The 19,781-nt window shown below is 67.0% G+C and carries 23 protein-coding genes, 1 tRNA gene and 1 pseudogene; 12 read left to right on the forward strand and 13 right to left on the reverse strand.

Features of this window, described 5'->3' with window-relative positions:
• Window positions 1–50 precede the first annotated feature (50 nt).
• The 4 genes from A5784_RS09850 (at window position 51) to A5784_RS09865 (ending at window position 3,291) form a co-directional block, all read left to right on the forward strand.
• A complete protein-coding gene (locus tag A5784_RS09850) occupies window positions 51–224 on the forward strand; it encodes a hypothetical protein (RefSeq protein WP_197514685.1) in 174 nt (57 codons plus the stop codon).
• A 29-nt stretch (window positions 225–253) separates the two neighbouring features.
• Entirely contained in the window at window positions 254–1,270 is a 1,017-nt protein-coding gene (locus tag A5784_RS09855) for an ABC transporter permease (RefSeq protein ID WP_064944734.1), read from the forward strand.
• A 73-nt stretch (window positions 1,271–1,343) separates the two neighbouring features.
• Window positions 1,344–2,372, forward strand: coding sequence for a substrate-binding domain-containing protein (locus A5784_RS09860; RefSeq protein WP_156750474.1), 1,029 nt, complete (start codon window positions 1,344–1,346; stop codon window positions 2,370–2,372).
• A 79-nt stretch (window positions 2,373–2,451) separates the two neighbouring features.
• A complete protein-coding gene (locus A5784_RS09865; RefSeq protein ID WP_082944737.1) occupies window positions 2,452–3,291 on the forward strand; it encodes a DeoR/GlpR family DNA-binding transcription regulator in 840 nt (279 codons plus the stop codon).
• Between the two features lie 92 nt (window positions 3,292–3,383).
• On the opposite strand, the gene A5784_RS09870 is transcribed toward A5784_RS09865, so the two are convergent.
• The 3 genes from A5784_RS09870 to A5784_RS09880 form a co-directional block, all read right to left on the reverse strand.
• Window positions 3,384–4,259, reverse strand: coding sequence for an SDR family oxidoreductase (locus tag A5784_RS09870; protein ID WP_064944736.1), 876 nt, complete (start codon window positions 4,257–4,259; stop codon window positions 3,384–3,386).
• Between the two features lie 21 nt (window positions 4,260–4,280).
• Entirely contained in the window at window positions 4,281–5,519 is a 1,239-nt protein-coding gene (gene mshC, locus A5784_RS09875) for a cysteine--1-D-myo-inosityl 2-amino-2-deoxy-alpha-D-glucopyranoside ligase (RefSeq protein WP_064944737.1), read from the reverse strand.
• A 120-nt stretch (window positions 5,520–5,639) separates the two neighbouring features.
• On the reverse strand, window positions 5,640–6,398 hold the full coding sequence (locus A5784_RS09880; protein ID WP_064944738.1) for a 3'(2'),5'-bisphosphate nucleotidase CysQ: 759 nt from the start codon (window positions 6,396–6,398) through the stop codon (window positions 5,640–5,642).
• A 131-nt stretch (window positions 6,399–6,529) separates the two neighbouring features.
• Between A5784_RS09880 and A5784_RS09885 the strand changes: the two genes are divergently transcribed.
• Window positions 6,530–6,916, forward strand: coding sequence for a DUF2628 domain-containing protein (locus A5784_RS09885; protein ID WP_064944787.1), 387 nt, complete (start codon window positions 6,530–6,532; stop codon window positions 6,914–6,916).
• Window positions 6,917–6,922: 6 nt separating this feature from the next.
• Complete coding sequence (locus A5784_RS09890) at window positions 6,923–7,597, forward strand: DUF6891 domain-containing protein (protein ID WP_082944738.1); 675 nt, start codon at window positions 6,923–6,925, stop codon at window positions 7,595–7,597.
• A 24-nt stretch (window positions 7,598–7,621) separates the two neighbouring features.
• On the opposite strand, the pseudogene A5784_RS09895 reads toward A5784_RS09890, so the two are convergent.
• From A5784_RS09895 to A5784_RS09920, 6 genes and pseudogenes are all read right to left on the reverse strand, one after another.
• Window positions 7,622–8,538, reverse strand: a pseudogene (locus A5784_RS09895) (TIGR03619 family F420-dependent LLM class oxidoreductase).
• A 115-nt stretch (window positions 8,539–8,653) separates the two neighbouring features.
• Entirely contained in the window at window positions 8,654–9,529 is an 876-nt protein-coding gene (locus tag A5784_RS09900; RefSeq protein WP_064944739.1) for an SCO1664 family protein, read from the reverse strand.
• Window positions 9,513–10,100 (reverse strand): DUF3090 domain-containing protein, encoded by a 588-nt coding sequence (locus A5784_RS09905; RefSeq protein WP_064944740.1) that lies wholly within the window; start codon window positions 10,098–10,100, stop codon window positions 9,513–9,515. Before A5784_RS09905 ends, A5784_RS09900 begins: the two co-directional genes overlap by 17 nt.
• A 35-nt stretch (window positions 10,101–10,135) precedes the next feature.
• Entirely contained in the window at window positions 10,136–10,807 is a 672-nt protein-coding gene (locus A5784_RS09910) for a histidine phosphatase family protein (RefSeq protein WP_064944741.1), read from the reverse strand.
• Between the two features lie 25 nt (window positions 10,808–10,832).
• On the reverse strand, window positions 10,833–11,663 hold the full coding sequence (locus A5784_RS09915) for an undecaprenyl-diphosphate phosphatase (protein ID WP_064944789.1): 831 nt from the start codon (window positions 11,661–11,663) through the stop codon (window positions 10,833–10,835).
• A 45-nt stretch (window positions 11,664–11,708) separates the two neighbouring features.
• Window positions 11,709–12,020, reverse strand: coding sequence for a hypothetical protein (locus tag A5784_RS09920; protein ID WP_064944742.1), 312 nt, complete (start codon window positions 12,018–12,020; stop codon window positions 11,709–11,711).
• A gap of 111 nt (window positions 12,021–12,131) precedes the next feature.
• On the opposite strand from A5784_RS09920, the gene A5784_RS09925 reads away from it, so the two are divergent.
• From A5784_RS09925 to A5784_RS09935, 3 genes are read left to right on the forward strand one after another with little or no spacing between them, the layout of a single operon-like run.
• Window positions 12,132–13,157, forward strand: a complete 1,026-nt coding sequence (locus A5784_RS09925; RefSeq protein ID WP_197514687.1) for a hypothetical protein — start codon at window positions 12,132–12,134, stop codon at window positions 13,155–13,157.
• Window positions 13,158–13,183: 26 nt separating this feature from the next.
• Complete coding sequence (locus A5784_RS09930; RefSeq protein WP_442931116.1) at window positions 13,184–13,420, forward strand: DUF5703 family protein; 237 nt, start codon at window positions 13,184–13,186, stop codon at window positions 13,418–13,420.
• Entirely contained in the window at window positions 13,420–14,493 is a 1,074-nt protein-coding gene (locus A5784_RS09935; protein WP_082944745.1) for a quinone-dependent dihydroorotate dehydrogenase, read from the forward strand. Before A5784_RS09930 ends, A5784_RS09935 begins: the two co-directional genes overlap by 1 nt.
• 54 nt (window positions 14,494–14,547) lie before the next feature.
• Here the strand turns inward: A5784_RS09935 and A5784_RS09940 are convergent, their stop codons facing one another.
• Together A5784_RS09940 and A5784_RS09945 are read right to left on the reverse strand one after the other, a co-directional pair.
• Entirely contained in the window at window positions 14,548–15,072 is a 525-nt protein-coding gene (locus tag A5784_RS09940; RefSeq protein ID WP_064944746.1) for a YbhB/YbcL family Raf kinase inhibitor-like protein, read from the reverse strand.
• A 9-nt stretch (window positions 15,073–15,081) separates the two neighbouring features.
• Complete coding sequence (locus A5784_RS09945; protein ID WP_064944747.1) at window positions 15,082–16,425, reverse strand: M20/M25/M40 family metallo-hydrolase; 1,344 nt, start codon at window positions 16,423–16,425, stop codon at window positions 15,082–15,084.
• A 117-nt stretch (window positions 16,426–16,542) separates the two neighbouring features.
• On the opposite strand from A5784_RS09945, the gene A5784_RS09950 reads away from it, so the two are divergent.
• A tRNA-Leu gene (locus A5784_RS09950) sits at window positions 16,543–16,628 on the forward strand.
• A 27-nt stretch (window positions 16,629–16,655) separates the two neighbouring features.
• Here the strand turns inward: A5784_RS09950 and A5784_RS09955 are convergent.
• Window positions 16,656–17,804, reverse strand: coding sequence for a site-specific integrase (locus A5784_RS09955; protein WP_064944748.1), 1,149 nt, complete (start codon window positions 17,802–17,804; stop codon window positions 16,656–16,658).
• Entirely contained in the window at window positions 17,791–18,363 is a 573-nt protein-coding gene (locus A5784_RS37445) for a helix-turn-helix domain-containing protein (protein ID WP_082944740.1), read from the reverse strand. Before A5784_RS37445 ends, A5784_RS09955 begins: the two co-directional genes overlap by 14 nt.
• A 117-nt stretch (window positions 18,364–18,480) precedes the next feature.
• On the opposite strand from A5784_RS37445, the gene A5784_RS09965 reads away from it, so the two are divergent.
• Both A5784_RS09965 and A5784_RS09970 read left to right on the forward strand, forming a co-directional pair.
• A complete protein-coding gene (locus tag A5784_RS09965) occupies window positions 18,481–18,687 on the forward strand; it encodes a helix-turn-helix transcriptional regulator (RefSeq protein WP_064944749.1) in 207 nt (68 codons plus the stop codon).
• A complete protein-coding gene (locus A5784_RS09970; protein ID WP_064944750.1) occupies window positions 18,684–18,998 on the forward strand; it encodes a hypothetical protein in 315 nt (104 codons plus the stop codon). Before A5784_RS09965 ends, A5784_RS09970 begins: the two co-directional genes overlap by 4 nt.
• Window positions 18,999–19,781 lie beyond the last annotated feature (783 nt).

Below are 19,781 nucleotides of genomic sequence, written 5' to 3' on the forward strand. Positions count from 1 at the left end.
ATGCGATCGTCGGCAGCGTCAGATGTGTATAAGAGCTCACGGTGATCCTGGTGAGCTCCGACATGCCCGAGCTCATCGGGCTCAGCCATCGCGTGCTGGTGATGCGCAGCGGCGGCGTGGCCGGGGAACTGTCCCGCGCCCAACTCGATGCCGACGACGTGCAGGAACGCATCTTCCGCTACGCCAGCGGCCAGGAAGCCACCCAACAAGACGAAGTCGCGTGACCGCGTCGCCGACCCCTCGAGAGGACACCATGTCAACCGCTACCGACCAGGCGAACAAACTTCCGCCCGCGGACGCCGTGCGGGATACCAGGCGCTTCGACCGGACCTGGCTCACCAACTTCGCGATCCGCAACTCGATGGTGATCGTGCTGCTGCTCGTGATGGCCTACTTCAGCTACCGCAGCGTCCGGTTCGCCACGCCGGACAACGCGCTGACGATCCTGGTGGCCGCCGCGCCGTTCGCGCTGGTGGCCCTCGGACAGACCTTCGTGATCCTCACCGGCGGCATCGACCTGTCAGTGGGCAGCGTCATCGCGGTCAGTGCGATGACCGCGTCCTCGGTGGTGGTCGGCCATCCCGACCGGATTTTCCTGGGACTCGCGGCGGGTGTCGTGGTCGGTCTGCTGATCGGCCTGCTCAACGGGGTGGTGGTCAGCAAGCTGGGGGTGGCGCCGTTCGTCGCGACACTGGGCACATTGACGGCCGGTTCGGGCCTGGCCTACGTGATCGGTGGCGGTGCACCCATCAACGGGCTGCCCGGCGAATGGGGCAAGATCGCCAACACCACGCTCTTCGGCGTCCAGCTGCCGGTGCTGATCATGATCGCCGGCTTCATCATCTCGTACCTGGTGCTGCGCAAGACCTCGTTCGGGGTGCGGGTGTACGCCGTCGGTGGCAACCGGACCGCGGCCGACGTCGCCGGCGTGAAATCCGGGCAGATCCTCATCGCGGTGTACACCCTCAGCGGTGCGCTGGCAGGGCTCTCGGGCGTCATCCTGTCCTCCCGCGTCATCTCCGGCCCGCCCAATCTGGGGTCCGGCTATGAGCTGGCCGCCATCGCCGCCGTCGTCATCGGTGGCGCGAGCCTGCTCGGCGGCCGCGGATCGGTCTGGGGCACCCTGCTGGGCCTGCTGCTGATCCAGACCCTCAACAACGGCCTGGACATCCTCGTCGTCCCCGCCTACTGGCAGAAGGTCATCAGCGGCGTGCTGATCGTCGCGGCGGTCGCGGTCGACGTGTGGGCCGTGCGCAGACGCAGCAGCTGACCCGAAACGCTTGCACCCCAACCTCATTCACTTAGAGAAAGGCACCACCCCGATGTCCCGCAGACTGACCCGCATGCTTGTCACGGCAGCGGTTCTCGCCCTCATGGTGTCCGTAGCCGCCTGTGGCGCAGGTGATCCCAGCGCCAAGAACGGCCAGCCGTCGACGCGTGTCGGCGTCACCGTCTACGACATGTCCTCGTTCATCACCCAGGGCAAGGAAGGCGCCGAGGCCTACGCCAAGGCCAACAACATCGACCTGGTGTGGAACTCCGCCGGCGGTGACGTCTCGACTCAGGCCAGCCAGGTCGACCAGCTGATCAACCAGAAGGTGGACGCCATCGTGATCGTGCCGGTGCAGGCGGATTCCCTTGCACCGCAGATGGCTTCGGCCAAAGCTGCCAATATCCCGGTGATCGCCGTGAACACCGCGCTGGCCGATTCGGGTGCTCTGAAATCCTCGGTGCTGCCCGACGACGTCGCCGCAGGCGCCCAGGAAATGCAGATGATGGCCGACAAGCTCGGCGGCAAGGGCAACATCGTGGTCCTGCAGGGCCCGCTGGGATCCTCCCCCGAACTCGACCGCACCAAGGGCATCAAAGACACCCTGGCCAAGTACCCCGGCATCAAGATCCTGGCCATCGACACCGCCAACTGGAAGCGTGACGAGGCGGTCAACAAGACGAAGAACTGGATCTCCAGTTTCGGTGACCAGATCAACGGCATCGTCTCGGAGAACGACGACATGGGTCTCGGTGCCGTGCAGGCCCTTTCGGAGGCCGGCAAGTCGGTTCCCGTGGTCGGCATCGACGGCATCCAGGACGGCCTGGAGGCGGTCAAGAGCGGCAAGTTCATCGGCACGTCGCTGCAGCACGGCCGGGTCGAGATGGCCGAGGGCATCGCGGTGGCACAGCGCGCCGTCAAGGGCGAGCCGGTCGAGCAGAAGTACGTGTACAAGATGCCGCCCGTGACACCGCAGAACGTCGACCAGTACTACCAGAACGTGGTGACCGGAAAAGACGCCTTCCTCGCCCAGTTGCCCGCCCTGGTCGCCCAGAACCTGGCCTCGGGCGATCTGTCCAACGAGAAGCTGAACCAACCGTGAGCGCGATCAACGTCTAAGTAAGGTACGGACGGGGCGTGCGGCGCGCGTCCCGTCCGTCGCAACAAGAACAGGAGGCCCGATGCCGAACCCAGCGGGTATTGGTCGGTCGCACCGCGACGGACAGGCCGAGCCTCCGGCTGGACCGAATGAACGCCGCGCCGCCATTCTGGAAATGGTGATGGCCGCCGGGTCGGTGAAGATCGAAGATCTGCCCGACGCGTTCGGGGTCAGCCTGATGACGGTGCACCGCGATCTGGACACCCTGGCCACCCAGGGGCTGATCCGCAAGACCCGCGGGGTCGCGACAGCCATGCCGAGCACCCTCTCGGAGGCCAGCACCGAATTCCGGGCCCGCCAGAACGTCGCCGACAAGCACGCCGTCGCCAACGCCGCGCTGCAGATGATCGAACCCGGGCAGTCGGTGATCATCGACGACTCCACCACGGGGCTGCATCTGGTGAGCCAGCTGCCCGAGCGTCAGCCGCTGACCGTCATCACCAACTTCCAGTCGGCGCTCGACGCCCTGCTGAACCAGCCGGGCCTGAATGTCATCGCGCTCGGCGGCCAGTACTACCCGTGGTGCCGGGCCTACATGGGATCGTTGACGCTCACGGCACTGCGGAACATCCGGGCCGATATCTTCATCATGTCGACCTCCGCCGTCACCGACGGCATCTGCTTTCACCAGCATCACGACACCGTGCTGGTCAAGCGCGCCATGTTCGAGTCGGCGCGCACCCGCATCGCCTATCTGGACCACTCGAAGTTCGAGCGCCGCGCACTGCACGCCCTTGGCCCGCTGAGCGACTTCGACACGGTCATCGTCGACAGCCGCACCCCTGAGGACCAGATCCGCGGGCTGCGCCTCGACGGCGTCAACGTCGTGGTCGCACCCGACATCGGCGCGCCGGCCCTGTAGCCCGCCGCTACTTCTCCGCTACGACTGCCGAATGGCCAGTTGTGGCACACATTTCGCGAATATGCGTGCGCAACTGGCCACTCGGCGTTTGGCTACTTCTCCAGCGCCTCGGTGCGCGCGCTCGTAGACCTGCCGAGCGCAGCGGCCTCGGCGTCCAGTTTAGGCAGCAGCTCGGGAGTGAACTTGCGGATGTCGCGCTCTCCCAACGGAGTTGCCACCACGGGGCGGATCCAGCGGAAGAGCCCGACCCAGTCCGGGCAGTAGATGCGGCTCTTGCGACCCTCGATGCCCTTGACGAACGCCGCACCGCACTTGTCCACCGTGGTGGTCCGTTTGATCGGCCCGGGCATCTTGGACAGCATGACGCGGAACGTCGAGAGATCCGACTTCGCGTCCTGCACGAGCGGGGTGTCGATCCAGCTCATATGGGCCGAACCCACGTCGACGCCGAGGTGGGCGACCTCCAGTCGAAGTGTGTTGGCGAAGTACTCGGCGCCCGCCTTGGAGGCGTGATACGCCGCGAGCCCCGGCGCGGAGGTGAACGCTGCCAGCGAGGACACCACCAGCACGTAGCCGCGGCGCTTGATCACCTCGGGCAACGTGGCGCGGACGGTGTTGAAGACGCCGGTGATGTTGACGTCGATGACGCGTTTGAACGCTTCGGGGTCCACCTGAAGCACCGAGCCGAAGCTCGCGATACCGGCGTTGGCGAGCACGATGTCGATACCGCCGAACCGCTCGACGGCGGCATCGGCAGCCTTCTGCATGGCAGGCAGGTCACGGACATCGGCCAGGGCGGTCAGCACATGCTCCTCACCCAGCTCGGCGGCCAGAGCGGCCAGCGGCGCCTCGTCGAGATCGGTGAGTACCAGCTTGGCGCCCTTGCGGCGCAGACGGCGGGCCACCTCCTCGCCGACCCCGCGAGCACCACCGGTGATGAAGACAACCTTGCCGTTGACTGAACTCATGCCGCCAACGTACCGCCCGGCTTAGAGCTTCACACCCAGCAGCGCGTCGACAGCGGTGGCCACCGCGCGCGGCGCTTCGGGGTCGTGCCCGCCGTAACCGATCGCGTCGTCAGCCCAACCATCAAGAGCGGCAAGGACTTTCGGGGTGTCCAGGTCGTCGGCGAGGTATTGCCGAACCCGCGCGATCACATCGGTGGCGTCCGGGCCACCGGGCATGGCGGTGGCATGCCGCCAGCGTTCCAGCCGGGCGTTGGCCTCGTCGAGCACCTGCTGGCTCCAGTACCGGTCGGCGCGGTAGTGCCCCGCCATCAGCCCGAGCCGGATGGCGCCCGGGTCGACGCCGTCGGCGAGCAACCGGGACACCAGCACCAGGTTGCCGCGGCTCTTGCTCATCTTGTGCCCGTCCCAGCCGATCATCCCGGCGTGCACGTAGTGGCGCGCGAATCTGCGCTCCCCCGTGACGGATTCGGCATGCGCGGCGGAGAACTCGTGGTGCGGGAAGATCAGGTCGCTGCCGCCGCCCTGGATGTCGAGGCCGGTGCCGATGCGGCTCAACGCGATTGCCGAACACTCCACGTGCCAACCGGGACGGCCCGGCCCGAACGGCGACGGCCAGCTCGGCTCGCCGGGTCGGTGTGCGCGCCACAGCAGCGCATCGAGCTCGTCGCCCTTGCCGGCCCGGTCCGGGTCTCCCCCGCGCTCGCCGAACAGGCGCAGCATGGTCTCGCGGTCGTATCCGGATTCGTAGCCGAACTGCACGGTGGCGTCGGCGCGGTAGTACACGTCGGGGTACTGCGGATCGTCGACCACGTACGCCGCACCGGAGGCCAGCATCTTCTCGACCACCTCGACCACCTCGCCGATCGCGTCGGTGGCGGCGACATAGTCGTGCGGCGGCAACACCCGCAACGCAGTCATGTCCTCGCGGAACAGCTGGGTCTCGCGGTCACCGAGCGCACGCCAGCCCAGGCCGTCGCGTGCGGCGCGCTCGAACAGCGGATCGTCGACGTCGGTGATGTTCTGCACGTAGTGCACGGTGTGCCCGGCGTCCAGCCACAGGCGGTAGACCAGGTCGAAAGTCAGATAGGTCGCCGCGTGGCCCAGGTGCGTCGCGTCGTAGGGCGTGATGCCGCAGACGTACATGGTGGCCGTCGGCCCCGCCGCGACGGGGCGGACCTGCCGGTCTGCGGTGTCGTAAAGGCGCAGCTGAGGACCCTGCCCCGGCAGGGTAGGGATGTTCGGCGCCGGCCAAGACTGCATGGCTTCGACTTTAGGGTGCTCGGTCAGCACGGGTCTCCCCCGGTCGGTCGGGTCACCGAAGACAGCCTCGGTTCACCCCACACAGACAACGACGAACGCAGATCCATTCCCGCCTTTCGATCACGCCGCGCCGATCGCCTCGAGCAGGATCGGGGCGAGCTCTTGGCGGCACATCACGAAGTCCGGCAGATAGGGGTCGGCGCGGTTGTAGACCAGCGTGGACCCGTCCAGCCGGGAGGCGTGCAACCCAGCGGCCAGCAGCACACCGGCCGGGGCGGCCGAATCCCATTCCCACTGTCCGCCGGCATGGACGTAGGCGTCGACATCGCCACGGACCACGGCCATCGCCTTGGCCCCGGCCGAACCGATCCGCACCAGCTCGAAGTCCAGCCGCTCGCGCATCCGCCACAGCACCGGCGGCGGCCGGTTGGTACTGGCGGTGATCCGGATCGGGCCGTCCCGACGGGGCGGCGGGGGCTGCACGGTGTCGCTGCGGTACACCTCGCCGCGGGCAGGCAACGCCACCACCGCATCGGTGAGCCCGGGACCGCCTGCGCGGTGCCGCTGCCACAGCGCGATGTGCACGGCCCAATCCTCGCGGCCCGGCAGTGAATACTCGCGCGTGCCGTCGACGGGATCGACGATCCACACCCGGTCGGCATCGACCCGCGACAGATCATCGACCGCCTCTTCGCTGAGCACCGCATCCTGCGGCCGGGCCGCGGCGAGCCGGTCCAGGATCAGGGCGTTGGAGCGCAGATCGCCCTCGTCGCCGAGGTAGTACGGGTCGTAGAAACCGATCTCTTCGCGCACGGCCAGCAACAACTCGCCGGCCTCCTTGGCCACGGCAGCGGCCAGGTCGGCATCGGTCGAGTGCATCCAGTCAGTTTGACTGGTGCGCGGGACGGACCTCGAATCGGGGTTGGGGCGTGGCGGTTGTCCCGATCATGTGGCAAAGCCGGCTCCCCGGCACCGTTAGGATCCATCGGGTGACCGAGCAAACCCCGAGCATGACCCTGTCCCCCGCCTGGCAGAGGCGGTTCGACTTCTTCAGCCTCTACGGCCTGCCCAACTCATCGCCCGAGTCCAAGGCGGCCTACCGGTCACTGCCGTTCGGCACCAAGCTGCGCATCGGCTCGAACTTCCTGGCCTTCTTCTTCGGCCCCATCTACTTCTTCGTCAAGGGCATGTGGCGCAAGGGACTTGCCCTGTTCGGCTTCGCGATGGCCCTTTCGGTGGTGTTGGTAGTGCTCGACGTGCCCGACAGCGTCGGCCGCGCCGCAGGTATCGCCGTGGCCTCGGTCGCGATGAGCACCGCCAACTACGCGTACTACCTGCACGTGACCAGGGGTAGCCAGTCGTGGAATCCGTTCGAGGGATTCGGACGGAAGCGCTAGCCGGCCATGCGCATCCTCGACTGGGAGACCGGCGATCTCGACGAGCTCAGCCGCTTCATCCGCACGCGGTTGGTCGCTGGGTTCTGGGAATTCGACGAGCTGCGCGACTGGGTGACGGCGTGGGTGGACGACTCCGGGGTGGTCCGGCCCGAGGAAGCCACGGCACTACTGGAATCGATGTGGGCCCAACGGCTTTCCGAACAGGCGACGTGGCAGGACACCGGCGACTACGGGCGGCTGCAGTACCTGTTCACCCAGTTGGAGTCGGAAGGCATCCTGGCCCGGATGTGCTTCTCGTGCTGCACCACCTGCGCGACGCACGACATCGACGACGAACGGACACCCAACCCCGATCCGAACGACTGGTACCGCTACCGCGAGTGGGCGTACACCTTCTTCCACGAACAGGACGCCGCCCGCCTCGGCGACCCCGATCCGGTGCTCTACCTGGGCTACAGCGCTTTTCGCCCGCACCCGGCGCTACCGCAGGCGCTGATACGCGCAGCCGCGGCCGGCGACGAATCGGCGTCCGCCGAGATCACCGAGCGCACCGAGACACTGCTCGGTGAGCGAATCGTGCTGCTGGCCAACCATTATGGGCTGGCGACAACGTGGTCGGGGTCGAGGCGCGACCGCATCGAGGTCAATGTCCGCGAGTGGCGTAAACCGCTGCCGGAGTAGAGATTCCACAGTGGCCATCCGGCACTAGACAGCGGGCGCGATCTCCTCGATGACCCACTGCGCGTAGTCCAGGTACTCCGTCGCATCCTGCACCGGCGGTATCGGCACACTGCTGATCGTCACGCCAGTTCGCTGAACCGGCCGAGCTTGTCGATGATCTCGCCCGCACTCATGCCCGGACGCTGGGTCGGATCATCCTTGACCACATGCCCTTCGCCGATGAGTGAGGTGCCCAGGCCGTACATCACGTCGAACGGCCGGCCGTCATAGGACTGCTGGGATTTGATGAAGTCGATCCGGGCGGGGAACTGCTCGGGCTGGGTCAGAAACGGCATCCACCCGCAACTGAACCTGGCCGCGCGTTGGAGCGCCAGGTCGGCATCGCCGCCGATCCAGATGGGGATGTGCGGCTGCTGCACTGGTTTTGGCTGGAATGCGACGTCGTCGAACGTGACGTACTTTCCGTCGAATCTCGGCGACTCGCTGGTCCACAATTCGATGATGGCGCTGAGATACTCGTCGGCCATCCGCCCGCGTTCATGAAAGGGCACCCCGAGCATCCGGAATTCCTCGGCGTCCCAACCGATACCGAACGTGACGCCGATCCGGCCGCCACTCATCCAGTCCGCTGTCGCCAACGCTTTGGCCATGATGACCGGATGCTGCAGCGGTAGCAGAGTGGCGCAGGTGGTCAGCCGGATAGTCTGTGTGGCCCCCGCGAGGTAGGCCTGGGCGACCGTGGAATGGAAGTAGTGCGGTCCTGTCAGTGCGACGTGGGAGCGCGGCACCAGGAAATGCTCCGGTACCGCGAGCAACCCGTATCCAAGTTCCTCGGCCCGCCTGGCCATCATGGCCTGGTCCGCTCCGGTGACGGTGAGCTCCCACGGCTGGGTCAACGCCGCGAGTTCCATCGTGTGGGGCATGACGAACATCAGCTGCATGACGTGCTCCGATCACTCACCGCCGATCTGGCTGAGCACAGTCTGCGGGTGTCCGCCGTGGCCGCCTAGAGTAGCGAGTTACCTGATCGCGACACGAACATACGCCCCACAGAGGCTAGAACGCCGGCCACGGGATGGGCCTGCGCCGGTCCGGTGTCGGCATCACCGGATTGTCCAGCAGCCCACCAACTCTGGCCCGCAGCGCCACAACCTCGCGGTCGGTGATGTGGTCGCACAGTTGCTCGGCCAGATCACCGGCCAGTCGGTCCCGCAGCGTCGCCACCGCGGCCAGCGTGTCGTCGTCCACCGGCTTGCCCGCCCAGCCCCACAGCACGGTGCGCAGTTTGTCCTCGTGGTGCAGGCTGACACCGTGGTCGACGCCGTAGACGTTTCCGTCGACGCCGGCCAGGATGTGCCCACCCTTGCGATCGGCATTGTTGATCAGCACGTCGAAGACCGCCATGCGATACAGCCGGGGGTCGTCGGCGTGCACGAGCGTCACCTCGTCACCGGCGTAGTCGTAGGCCTGCAAGATCGGCATGTAACCGGGTGGGACGTGGCCCGCGGGCACCAGGTCGACGAGATCCAGCTCCGCCTGCGCCGGTTCGTCGCTGCCCACGTCCGCGGTGCCTGTTTCGCTCCTCACGTCCGCGTCATCCCCCGGCTGGTCCACCCAGCGCTGCACCATTCCGATGCCGGCAGGTCCGTCGCGAATGATGGTCTGGGGCACGATGTTCCACCCCAGAGCCACCGACACCAGGTACGCGGCCACCTCGCGGCCTGCGAGTGTGCCGTCGGGGAAATCCCACAGCGGGGCCTCGCCGCGCACCGGTTTGTACACGCAGTGCACCACAGCGTCCCGCAGTTGCGCCTCGCACAGGAAGGTGGCGTTGCTCGCCGAACGGATCCGACCGATCACCGTGAGTTCGCCGCCGGCCAACGCCTCATCGACGTCACAGGAGTCCGGCTCGCCGTCAGCCCTCGGCGTCATCTTCGGTTCCGGCGATGGCACCGCGCCGGTAGCCGTTGGTACGTACGCAGATGTGTCCGTCGGGATCCAGCGGCTCATCGCACAGCGGGCAGGGCGGCCGCCCAGCCGAGATGACCCGGTTGGACCGCGTCGCGAACTCCCTGGCCGACTCGGGCGTCAGGAACACCCGCACCGCGTCGGGGCCTTCCTCGGCGTCGTCGAGCACCACCGATGCGTCGAACTCGGCATCAGAGACCGCCAGCAGTTCGACCACCACCGTCTGCGCTTCGGAGTCCCAGCCCAAGCCCATGGTGCCGACGCGGAACTCGGCGTCCACGGGCGTGATCAGCGGCCGCAGATCGGCCACTTCGCCGGTGTCGGGCGGGATGGGGGTGCCGAAGCGCCGGTTGATCTCCAGCAGCAGGGCGCCGATGCGTTCGGCCAGCACCGCCACCTGCTGCTTCTCGAGCACGACCGAGATCACCCGGCTGTCGTGGACAGCCTGCAGGTAGAAGGTCCGATTACCGGGTTGACCGACGGTCCCGGCCACGAAGCGGTCGGGAGTGCGGAAGACGTGAATTGCGCGGGCCATGGCACCTTCCAAAATACCGGTTAGAGCACCGACGGTCAGTCGGTGGACCCGCCGACCACCGCATCGGTGGCAGGTTTGGCAGCCAGTCCGGCGCTCAGCTGAGGACCGGTGTGGTTGATGTGCACGACAAATGGCCGCATGTCGGTGTACCGGATCACGCTCATGGACGCCGGATCGGCGGTGATGCGCTGGAAGCCATCGAGGTGCACGCCGAGCGCGTCGGCGAGGATCGCCTTGATCACGTCGCCGTGGGTGCACGCCACCCACAGCGCGTCGCCGCCATGCTCGGCGGCCAGCGCGCGGTCCCGTTCCCGGATCGCCGCCACCGCACGGGCTTGGACCTGGGCCAGTCCCTCGCCGTCGGGGAACACCGCGGCACTGGGCTGCTGCTGCACCACGCCCCACAGCGGTTCTTTCAGCAGCTCGCCGATCTTGCGGCCGGTCCACGCGCCGTAGTCGACCTCGGTCAGCCGGTCGTCGACGATCGGTTCCACCCCGAGAGCGGCGGCCAGCGGCTGCACCGTCCGCTCGCAGCGCAGCAGCGGCGACCGCACGATCGCACGCACCGGGAGCTCCCCCACCCGGCCGACGAGGGCCTCGGCCTGTTCGATGCCGCGCTCGTCGAGGTCGACGCCCTCCGACCGGCCCGCGAGAGTCTGGGCGGTGTTCGACGTCGAGCGCCCGTGCCGCAGCAGGATGACGGTCATATCAGCTCCTCGCGCAAGCGCTCGATCATTGTGCGGCCAGTACGCCGGTGCCCAGCAGCACGAGCACCACCGCGCCGGCCACCACGCGGTAGCCAACGAACCAGTACATGCTGTGGGATATCAGGAATTTCAGGAACCAGGCGATAGCGGCGAAGCCGACGACGAAGGCGATGACCGTCGCCACCAGCAGTTGCGGACCGCTGGCGCTCATACCCTCCCCGACCGGGTGGAACGCGTCGGGCAGCGAGAACAGCCCTGACGCGAACACCGCGGGGATGGCCAGCAGAAAACCGAACCGGGCCGCCAGTTCGCGGTCCAGCCCGAGAAACAGCCCGGCGCTGATCGTCGCCCCGGATCGCGATACGCCGGGCACCAGCGCAAGGCACTGCGCCAATCCGACCACCACGCTGTCGCGCCACGTGAGCTGCTCGACCTGGCGGGTCTGCTTACCGAAGTACTCGGCCGCGGCGATCACCGCCGAAAACACGATCAGCGCCGACGCGACGAGCCAGAGATTACGTGCGCCGGTGCGGATCTCATCCTTGAACAGCAGCCCGAACACCCCGATCGGGATGCTGCCGATGATCACGAACCAGCCGAGTCGGTAGTCGGCGTCCCGGTGCGCAGCGACGAACAGCCCGTTGAACCAGGCCTTGACGATCCGCCAGATGTCCCGCGCGAAATAGACGAGCACGGCCAGTTCGGTACCGAGTTGGGTGACCGCGGTGAACGAGGCGCCTGCGTCGTCATGGAAGAACAGCCGCGACGTGATCGCGAGATGTCCGGACGACGAGACCGGAAGAAACTCGGTGAGCCCCTGCACAATCGACAGCACGACAACTTGCAGCCACGACATCGCCGGCACGTCAATCACGACGACGACCGTACCGTGGGGGTTCGGTCAGCGCCCCAGTCGCGGTACCGGCTGCGCGTCGGCGACCGCGTCACGCACCGTCGCCGACAAGCTGCGCTCGTCGGTCAGATCGATATCGGTCAGCTTGCGGGTGGCGAGCGCCACCACGTCTTCTTCGGCGGGCACCGGTCCGGACAGGCGCGGTCGGTACACCTCGATGATCAGCTGCCCGCGTTCGATGTAGAAGGAGAAGGTACGGCCGTCCCCGACCTGGCCAAATCCACTGGCGTGGACACCCGTGGAAATGTCCTCGATAGCAAACTCCTGGTACCCCGGTTCCCGGTCTGCGGCGAGGGTCATGCTTCGAACCATACTCTTGCTTATGCAAGCATGTGCGCCGGACGCGTCCAAACACCCGCGGCGCCGGTGCATAGACTGGTCGGTCAACCATCCGCCCCGAACGAGAGCCGTCTGTTGCGCCTAATCCCTGCAGGTCAGCCTATTCGTGCTGGCGTGGCAGCACTGGCACTGCTGCTCGCGCCGGGTTGTTCGTCGAACCCGGCCGACGCTCCGCCACCGACCATCGAACCCGCCCAGGCCGCGGTTTCGCCACCAGTCACCGGCGTCCCTGACGGCGAAGTCCGCCCCGTCGGCGGTCGCGCGCAGTCCGCGGTGTTCGATCCAGCAACGGCGAACCTGGCCGTGCTCGGACCGGGGCCCGACGGGCAGTCGATGGTCACCCTCGTGGCGGGAACTCAGCCGCCGCGCACGGTGCTGCTGCCCGCGACGGCGTCGACGATGGCCGATGACGGCCACGGCGGCCTGGTGTTGGCGACCCGGGGCGGTTACTTCCGCGTCGACATCGCGGCGGGCAAGGCGACCAAAGTCACCGTCGGTGGCGAGCAGGACACCGACTTCACCGCGATCGCGTTGCGCGCAGACGGCAAAACGGTGCTGGGCAGCGCCGACGGCGCGGTCTACACGTTGAGCTCCCCCGACCAGGTCGGCGCCAAACTGAAGATCTTCGCGCGGGTGGATGAACTTGCCACCCAGGGGAATACCACGGTGGTGTTGGACCGCGGCCAGACCTCGGTCACCGAGGTCGACGTCACTGGCACCAAGGCCGAGCAGGCGCTGCGGGCCGGCGACGGCGCCACCACCATGGCGGTCGATCCGCGCGGCCGGGTCCTGGTCGCCGACACCCGCGGCGACGAGCTGCTGGTGTTCGGTACCGACCCGCTGATCATGCGTCAGCGCTACCCAGTGCGGGCCGCGCCGTACGGACTGGTTGGGACATCACGGCTGGCCTGGGTGTCACAGACGGCCGACAACACGGTCATTGGTTACGATCTTGACACCGGCATCCCCGTCGAAAAGGTGCGTTATCGAACCGTGCAGCAACCTAACTCCCTGGCCTATGACGACAAGTCCGGCACGCTGTATGTGGTGTCCGGCTCGGGAGCGGGCGTGCAGGTGATCCCGCACGCGGGGGGCTGACCGTGACGTCGATACAACGCGGCCGGATGCCTGCGGGATGGGATCCCGAGGGGCTCTCCGACGAGTACGAATGGGTGCCGCTGCGGCTGCCACCCGATGTGACCAGGCTCAGCGCCTCCATCCGGCTGTCCATCGAAGCGGAGTACCGCGGCTGGGAACTGACCCGGGTGCGGGCCTATACAGACGGGAGTCGACGGGTGCTGTTGCGCCGCAGGAAGACCGCCGCGACCACGCCGGGCACCCCGGATCAGCCGACGCCGTGATCTACAGCGCGCTGCGGCGGGCACTGTTCCTGGTGCCGCCCGAACGGATCCATGTCTGGGTGTTCGCGCTGTTGCGCGTCGCATCGGGCCCGGCGGCGTTTCGGCGCGCGCTGAGCCGCTGGTTGGCGCCGTCGGATCCAGTGTTGGCCAGCACGGTGTTCGGGGTGCGGTTTCCCGGCCCGATGGGCCTGGCCGCCGGATTCGACAAGGATGGCCGCGGGTTGGCCACCTGGGGTGCGCTGGGCTTCGGGTACGCCGAGGTGGGCACCGTGACCGCGGCCGCCCAACCGGGCAATCCGCAGCCGCGTCTATTCCGGCTGCCGGAGGACCGCGCGCTGCTCAACCGGATGGGCTTCAACAATGAGGGCGCAGGCGCCTTGGCCACGCGGCTGTCCCGGCACACGCCCGACGTGCCGATCGGCGTGAACATCGGAAAGACGAAGGTCACCCCGGCCGAGCGCGCGGTCGAGGACTACGCGCAGAGTGCGCGCCAACTGGGCAACCTGGCCGCCTACGTGGTGGTCAACGTCAGCTCACCCAACACACCCGGACTGCGCGACCTGCAGGCGGTGTCCTCGCTGCGGCCGATCCTCGCTGCGGTCAAGGCGGAGACCACCAAACCGGTGCTGGTCAAGATCGCGCCCGACCTCTCCGACGCCGATATCGATGAAATTGCCGACCTTGCAGTCGAATTGGGCCTCGCCGGAATCGTGGCTACCAACACCACGATATCGCGTGACGGGTTGGCGACCCCCGGCGTCGACGATCTCGGGGCGGGTGGCATCTCCGGGCCACCGGTGGCCCGGCGCTCGGCCGAGGTGCTGCGCCGGCTATACCGCCGGGTGGGTGACAAGCTGGTGTTGATCAGCGTCGGCGGGATCGAGACCGCCGATGACGCCTGGGACCGGATCACCGCCGGGGCCACGCTGCTGCAGGGCTACACCGGATTCATCTATGGCGGCGGTCTGTGGGCCAAGCAGATTCACGACGGCATCGCCGAACGCCTGCACGCGGGTGGGTTCGCGTCGCTGTCCGATGCCGTGGGCTCAGCCATCCCCGGCGAACAGACGTAAACGTCCCCTTTGGCCCGGCGTGTCGAGGACCTCAGCGTCTGCTCGCCGGAGAAGCTACTTCTGCTCGTAGGTGCCGTGGATGACGGCGCGAGCGATGGCCTGGCCGAACAGGTTGAACCCGAGGTATGCCGGCGTGGCACCGTCGGGCAGCTCAAGAGATTCGACCGGTAGCGCGTGCACGGCGATGTAGTAGCGGTGCGGACCATGTCCGGCCGGCGGGGCCGCGCCCAAGAAGCGCTTGAGGCCGGCGTCGTTGGTCAAGGTGACCGCGCCACCGGGCAACGGGTCGCCGTTACCGGCATCGGCAGGCAGGGATGTGACACTCGCGGGCAGGTCGGCGACGGCCCAGTGCCAGAAGCCCGATCCGGTCGGTGCGTCTGGGTCGTACACCGTCACCGCGAAGCTCTTGGTCTCAGCAGGGAACCCCGACCAGCTCAGCTGCGGCGACACGTCGGAACCGCCCGCGCCCATGATGCCGCTGACCTGGTCGTTGCCCAGCGGCTGCCCGTCGGTCACCGACTCCGAGGTCAGCGTGAAGGTCGGCAACTGTGGCAGGTTGTCGTACGGGGAATTGCTCATGGTGTCCTTTCAGCAGTGCGTCAAGAAATGTTCGAGGACCTTCGCGCCGAACTGTAATGCGTCGACGGGTACCCGCTCGTCCACCCCGTGGAACAGCGCGGCGAAGTCCAACTCCGGCGGCAGCTTCAGCGGGGCGAAGCCGAAGCAGCGAATCCCCAACCGCTGGAACGATTTTGCATCGGTGCCGCCGGAGAGCATGTACGGCACGATGCGCGCGTCGGGATCCACCGCCAAGAGCGCGGCGTTCATCGCGTCGACCAGATCGCCGTCGAAAGTGGTCTGGTAGGACGGCAGGTCACGCTCCCAGCTGCGGGTGACGTCCGGACCGATGAGCTCGTCGATCTCGCGCTCGAACGCCGCCTTGCGGCCCGGCAGCACGCGGCAGTCCACGACCGCCTCGGCCGTCGCCGGGATGACGTTGGCCTTGTAGCCGGCCTTGAGCATGGTCGGGTTGGCCGTGTCGCGCAGCGTGGCCGACACGATGCGCGCCACCCCGCCGAGCTTTTCGATCGCCACGTCGAGGTCCGGGGAGTCGACGTCGAACTCGTAGCCCGTCTCCTCGGAGACCGCGGCGAGGAACTGCTCCACCGCCTCGTTGAGGACCAAGGGGAAGCGGTGCCGGCCCAGGCGGTCGACCGCACCGGCGATCGCCGTCACGGCGTTGTCGTCATGCACCATCGAGCCGTGTCCGGCCCGGCCCCGGGCCGTCAACCGCATCCAGGACAGCCCTTTCTCGGCCGTCTCGATGAGGTAGAGCCGCCTCTCGCCGCCCTCCTTGCGGGGAACAGTCAACGAGAATCCACCGACCTCGCCGATCGCCTCGGTGACCCCGGCGAACAGGTCGGGCCGGTTGTCCACCAGCCAGTTCGCGCCGTAGGTGCCGCCGTGTTCCTCATCGGAGACGAACGCGAACACCAGATCGCGCGGCGGCACGATGCCGGCCCGCTTGAAGTGCCGGGCCACCGCGATCATCATCCCGACCATGTCTTTCATGTCGACCGCGCCGCGGCCCCAGACATAACCGTCTTTGATCGCACCGGAGAACGGATGCACGCTCCAGTCCGCGGGCTCGGCGGGCACCACGTCGAGGTGCCCGTGGATCATCAACGCGCCGCGCTCACTGTCGGCGCCGGCCAGCCGCGCGAACACGTTGCCCCGGCCGGGTGCCCCGGCTTCGACATACTCGGTGGTGTAGCCGACCTCGCGAAGCCGGTCGGCGACCCACTCGGCGCAGTCGGCCTCGCCTTTGGTCGTGGCGGGATCGCCGGTGTTTGAGGTATCGAACCTGATCAGAGCGCTGACGATGTCGACCACTTCGTCCACGCTGCCCACGGGGTCAGTCACAGTCACCATTCGTACCACTGCGGGCACCATCGCGCGGCGGGCCGACACGGCGGCTTGCACCGACCTGGTTTGGGACCTGGGCCCTCAATCCGTTAGCCTTAGGCGCCCAACCACTGAGGTTGGCAAGTCCGAGTGGCGGAATGGCAGACGCGCTAGCTTGAGGTGCTAGTGCCCTATTAACGGGCGTGGGGGTTCAAGTCCCCCCTCGGACACACAACACGGTTGCTGCATCACCGCAGCTAGACAGCGTTTTTCTGGCGACTACGGCGCCGGTCCACAGGCTCTTTGGACACACTTTGGACGCTATCCGCGATCCTCGCGTCGAGATTGACCGCCACCGCGTCGAGGTCACTGTCGAATAGATCGGCGTAGATCCTCAACGTGACGCTCGGATCCTTGTGGCCGAGCATCCGTGACACCGCAAGGACGTTCGCGCCGGAGCTGACCGCCAACGATGTGCACGTGTGCCGCAGATCGTGCGGCGTGATCGTCTGCACGCCGGCGCGCTCAACGCCCCGGTTGAACCAGCCTGTCGAGTCATAGCTCGGTCGCTTCAAGTACCCACCGCTGCGGGCTGGGAACAACAGGTCGCCGGCGGCTTTCCCCTCACACCTTGCAGCCAGCCGGGACAGCACCGACGCCGCTACCGGCACCATTCGGTTCTCCTTGCCCTTCGTGGTCCCGACTTCGAATTCCTGCCCAACCTGAACGGCGTTGCGGTGCACCGAGATACGACGCTTCAGGAACTCAATGTCGGAGACGGTCAACGCGATTGCCTCACCCCACCGCAGGCCAGTGAAAGCCAGAGTCAGCACCAGGTCGGCGTATCGGCCGCACTCCTCGGCCAGCCGGCACACATCTGCCTCGGTCAGGTAGACGTGGCGCTTCGGCGCCTTCTGCGGTTTCTCGCCGCGCTTGAACCGCCGAGCCGGATTGAACGCCAGCGCCCGATGCTCAACGGCGTCGTCGAGCACGCCGGCAAGGATGCCGATCGCACGGTTCACTACGGTGGCGCTCGACCCGTCGCGAGTCATGGACGCAGCCCACGCCTTCACGTCGAGACTGTCCACCTTGCCGACCGGGACCGCGGCCCACTTCGGCTCGACGTGCTTGCCGTAGGCGTAGGCGATCGTCCGGTAGTACGACGGCGAAAGTGCCTGTTCCTGGCGGGCCAGCCATCCGACCGCCAGGTCGCCGACAGTCGCCCGGCCGCGCGCCGGTGACACATACGCACCCTCGGCCTTGGTGGTCTCGACCTTCGCTGCCCACGCCGACGCGTCGCGCTTGGTCGTGAATCCTCGTTTGCGGCTGGTCATTCCGTTCGGCTGCCGGTACCGGACTTCCCACCGCTCCCCCGCGGCCGTGCTGTAGCGGTTAATCGTCGCCATCGTCGTCCTGGTCGCCCTCGTGCAACGCCGCGAGCTCGGCTTTGAGCCTGCGGATCTGATCGTCGTAGTTCGCGATCAGCTCACGGTCGCGGTCGAACTCGCCCCGCATCAGCAGCATGTTTTGTGCGCCCTGAGCAGACGCAAGCTCACGTGACAACCGCAGAGCCCGCGTGTTGCCGAGCCACACATTGCCGTCGTTGCGCGCCTGCGGAACGTCCGCCCAATAACCGAGCGCCGAAAACCATTGCACTGCATCAAATTCTGTGAGTTCACGACCGGGCAGCGCTTCAATCTCGCGATCGTAGGGACCGGGATAGAGCAGCGCGGCGGGAGACGTGTTCAGCGCGTGCGCGAGCACCAGGAGCTCCTGCACCGTCACCGTCTTGCGTTTACCCGTTTCCAACTCGCTGATCGTGGGCCGGGAGATTCCCCAGCCGCATTTGGCCGTCCGTTCTGCGAGCCATTGCGCGGAGCGTTTGCCACGGAGTCGCCGAACCTCGGCGCCGATTTGCTTGGTGACCGCCGCCGCCCAATCGGACTGGTCATCGCTTGTCGTCATTTCCGACACGCTACGGCCTTGTGGCGTGAAATTCCAGCAATGTGGTATCCCTGATAAAGCAACACAGCAGAAATCAAGAATCCTGCTGATATTGCCGACACCAAGGAGAACATTCGCATGGACCCCAACGAACTCGGCCGCGCGGCAGAGGTAGCGAAGGTGCTGCACTGCACCGAAAGCGGGCTGGCGCAGATGCGTTACAAGGGCACCGGCCCGAAGTTCATCAAGGTCGGACACAAGGTGCTCTACCGCTGGACCGACGTCCGCGCCTACCTCGACGCGAACACCGTGCAGCGCACCGACGGCCCGCGCGGCGCGGCGTGACCGAGCAAGAGGAGATCGCCGCCCGTCTGGCATCCGCCTCGTGGTTCCCGATCCCGACTGGCATTGTGGGCCAGCGGGATTCAGTCGCCCACGTAGAGGTCGACGGCGACGTCGTAGACATCACCGTGACGGACCACAACGGCAGTCGCCGCGAGTACTACGCCCGCGTGGAACTCGTCTGCACGGTGCCCGCCGACATCACCGGCCAATGCCGGCACTGCACCGTGCCCGTCGACAGTGGCGACACCTGCACCTTCTGCCGCATCTACGTGCCACCGGAGCCCGCCGAGCGGGCCGGTGGTGACTCGTGACCGCAAATGAGCTTCTCGAAGATGAAATGGCAGGACGCCGTGAGGCAGTGCAAGCCGATTCCGGTCGCCCAGCGTCTCGTGATCGCCCACATCGGCGCCACAGCCGACCCTGACGGACGCAACGCTTGGCGGGCTAACGACAAGTTGGTCGACGAGCTCGGCGTGTCACCGGAAACAGTGAAGCGTGCACGTACTGCCGGCGTCCGGCATGGGCTCATGGTCGTTACCGAGCCGGCGCCAAGGTCACGCGGGAATCGGAAGACGCACGAGATCGGCTGCTGATGCCAGCAAACGAGAACGACTCCGTTAGTGGGGTCAGCAGTGACCCTACTAACGCTGACCTCACGAACGATTTAGTGAGGTCAGCAGAGGCGGTTAGTGGGGTCACCAGTGACCCGTTAGTGGGGTCAGCAGAGTGCACCCCTTCGGTTATTGCTTCGGGTATTACTTCGGGAGAGAGGGACGCGCGCGCGGACGAACCCGAACCGCTCGACGCGGAGACCGTCCCCGACCCGGCTAACGACCCGCCCCCGCAAAATCAGCCCGCAAAGCAAACCGACCCCGTTGACGCGTGGGTCGACGCCGAACTCGTCGACGACGACCCCGACCCCGAACCGCAGCTCTACTGCGATCTGCACATGCCCAACGGCACCGACGCCAGTTGCGGCGCCTGCGGCCGGCGCCGACGGATACACGAGCGATGGGAGCAGCGGCAGAACACGCTCGCCTTGCGCAACATGTTTTCCAGGCCGACCGAGCCAGCGCGGCCGGCGCCTCGCCGGC

The organism is Mycobacterium sp. 852013-50091_SCH5140682, from assembly GCF_001665685.1.
Classification (GTDB): Bacteria; Actinomycetota; Actinomycetes; order Mycobacteriales; family Mycobacteriaceae; genus Mycobacterium.

Coding starts and splice junctions, on each gene's coding strand:
- A5784_RS09880 (WP_064944738.1), bottom strand. CDS start 6,398: ATGCACTCGACCGATGCCGACCTGGCCGCTGCCGTGGCCAAGGAGGCC.
- A5784_RS37445 (WP_082944740.1), bottom strand. CDS start 18,363: ATGACGACAAGCGATGACCAGTCCGATTGGGCGGCGGCGGTCACCAAG.
- A5784_RS09885 (WP_064944787.1), top strand. CDS start 6,530: ATGACCCTGTCCCCCGCCTGGCAGAGGCGGTTCGACTTCTTCAGCCTC.
- A5784_RS09870 (WP_064944736.1), bottom strand. CDS start 4,259: ATGAGTTCAGTCAACGGCAAGGTTGTCTTCATCACCGGTGGTGCTCGC.
- mshC (WP_064944737.1), bottom strand. CDS start 5,519: ATGCAGTCTTGGCCGGCGCCGAACATCCCTACCCTGCCGGGGCAGGGT.
- A5784_RS09905 (WP_064944740.1), bottom strand. CDS start 10,100: ATGGCCCGCGCAATTCACGTCTTCCGCACTCCCGACCGCTTCGTGGCC.
- A5784_RS09860 (WP_156750474.1), top strand. CDS start 1,344: ATGCTTGTCACGGCAGCGGTTCTCGCCCTCATGGTGTCCGTAGCCGCC.
- A5784_RS09940 (WP_064944746.1), bottom strand. CDS start 15,072: ATGAGCAATTCCCCGTACGACAACCTGCCACAGTTGCCGACCTTCACG.
- A5784_RS09945 (WP_064944747.1), bottom strand. CDS start 16,425: ATGGTGACTGTGACTGACCCCGTGGGCAGCGTGGACGAAGTGGTCGAC.
- A5784_RS09955 (WP_064944748.1), bottom strand. CDS start 17,804: ATGGCGACGATTAACCGCTACAGCACGGCCGCGGGGGAGCGGTGGGAA.
- A5784_RS09930 (WP_442931116.1), top strand. CDS start 13,184: ATGCCTGCGGGATGGGATCCCGAGGGGCTCTCCGACGAGTACGAATGG.
- A5784_RS09915 (WP_064944789.1), bottom strand. CDS start 11,663: ATGTCGTGGCTGCAAGTTGTCGTGCTGTCGATTGTGCAGGGGCTCACC.
- A5784_RS09920 (WP_064944742.1), bottom strand. CDS start 12,020: ATGACCCTCGCCGCAGACCGGGAACCGGGGTACCAGGAGTTTGCTATC.
- A5784_RS09900 (WP_064944739.1), bottom strand. CDS start 9,529: ATGACGCCGAGGGCTGACGGCGAGCCGGACTCCTGTGACGTCGATGAG.
- A5784_RS09890 (WP_082944738.1), top strand. CDS start 6,923: ATGCGCATCCTCGACTGGGAGACCGGCGATCTCGACGAGCTCAGCCGC.
- A5784_RS09865 (WP_082944737.1), top strand. CDS start 2,452: ATGCCGAACCCAGCGGGTATTGGTCGGTCGCACCGCGACGGACAGGCC.
- A5784_RS09855 (WP_064944734.1), top strand. CDS start 254: ATGTCAACCGCTACCGACCAGGCGAACAAACTTCCGCCCGCGGACGCC.
- A5784_RS09910 (WP_064944741.1), bottom strand. CDS start 10,807: ATGACCGTCATCCTGCTGCGGCACGGGCGCTCGACGTCGAACACCGCC.
- A5784_RS09965 (WP_064944749.1), top strand. CDS start 18,481: ATGGACCCCAACGAACTCGGCCGCGCGGCAGAGGTAGCGAAGGTGCTG.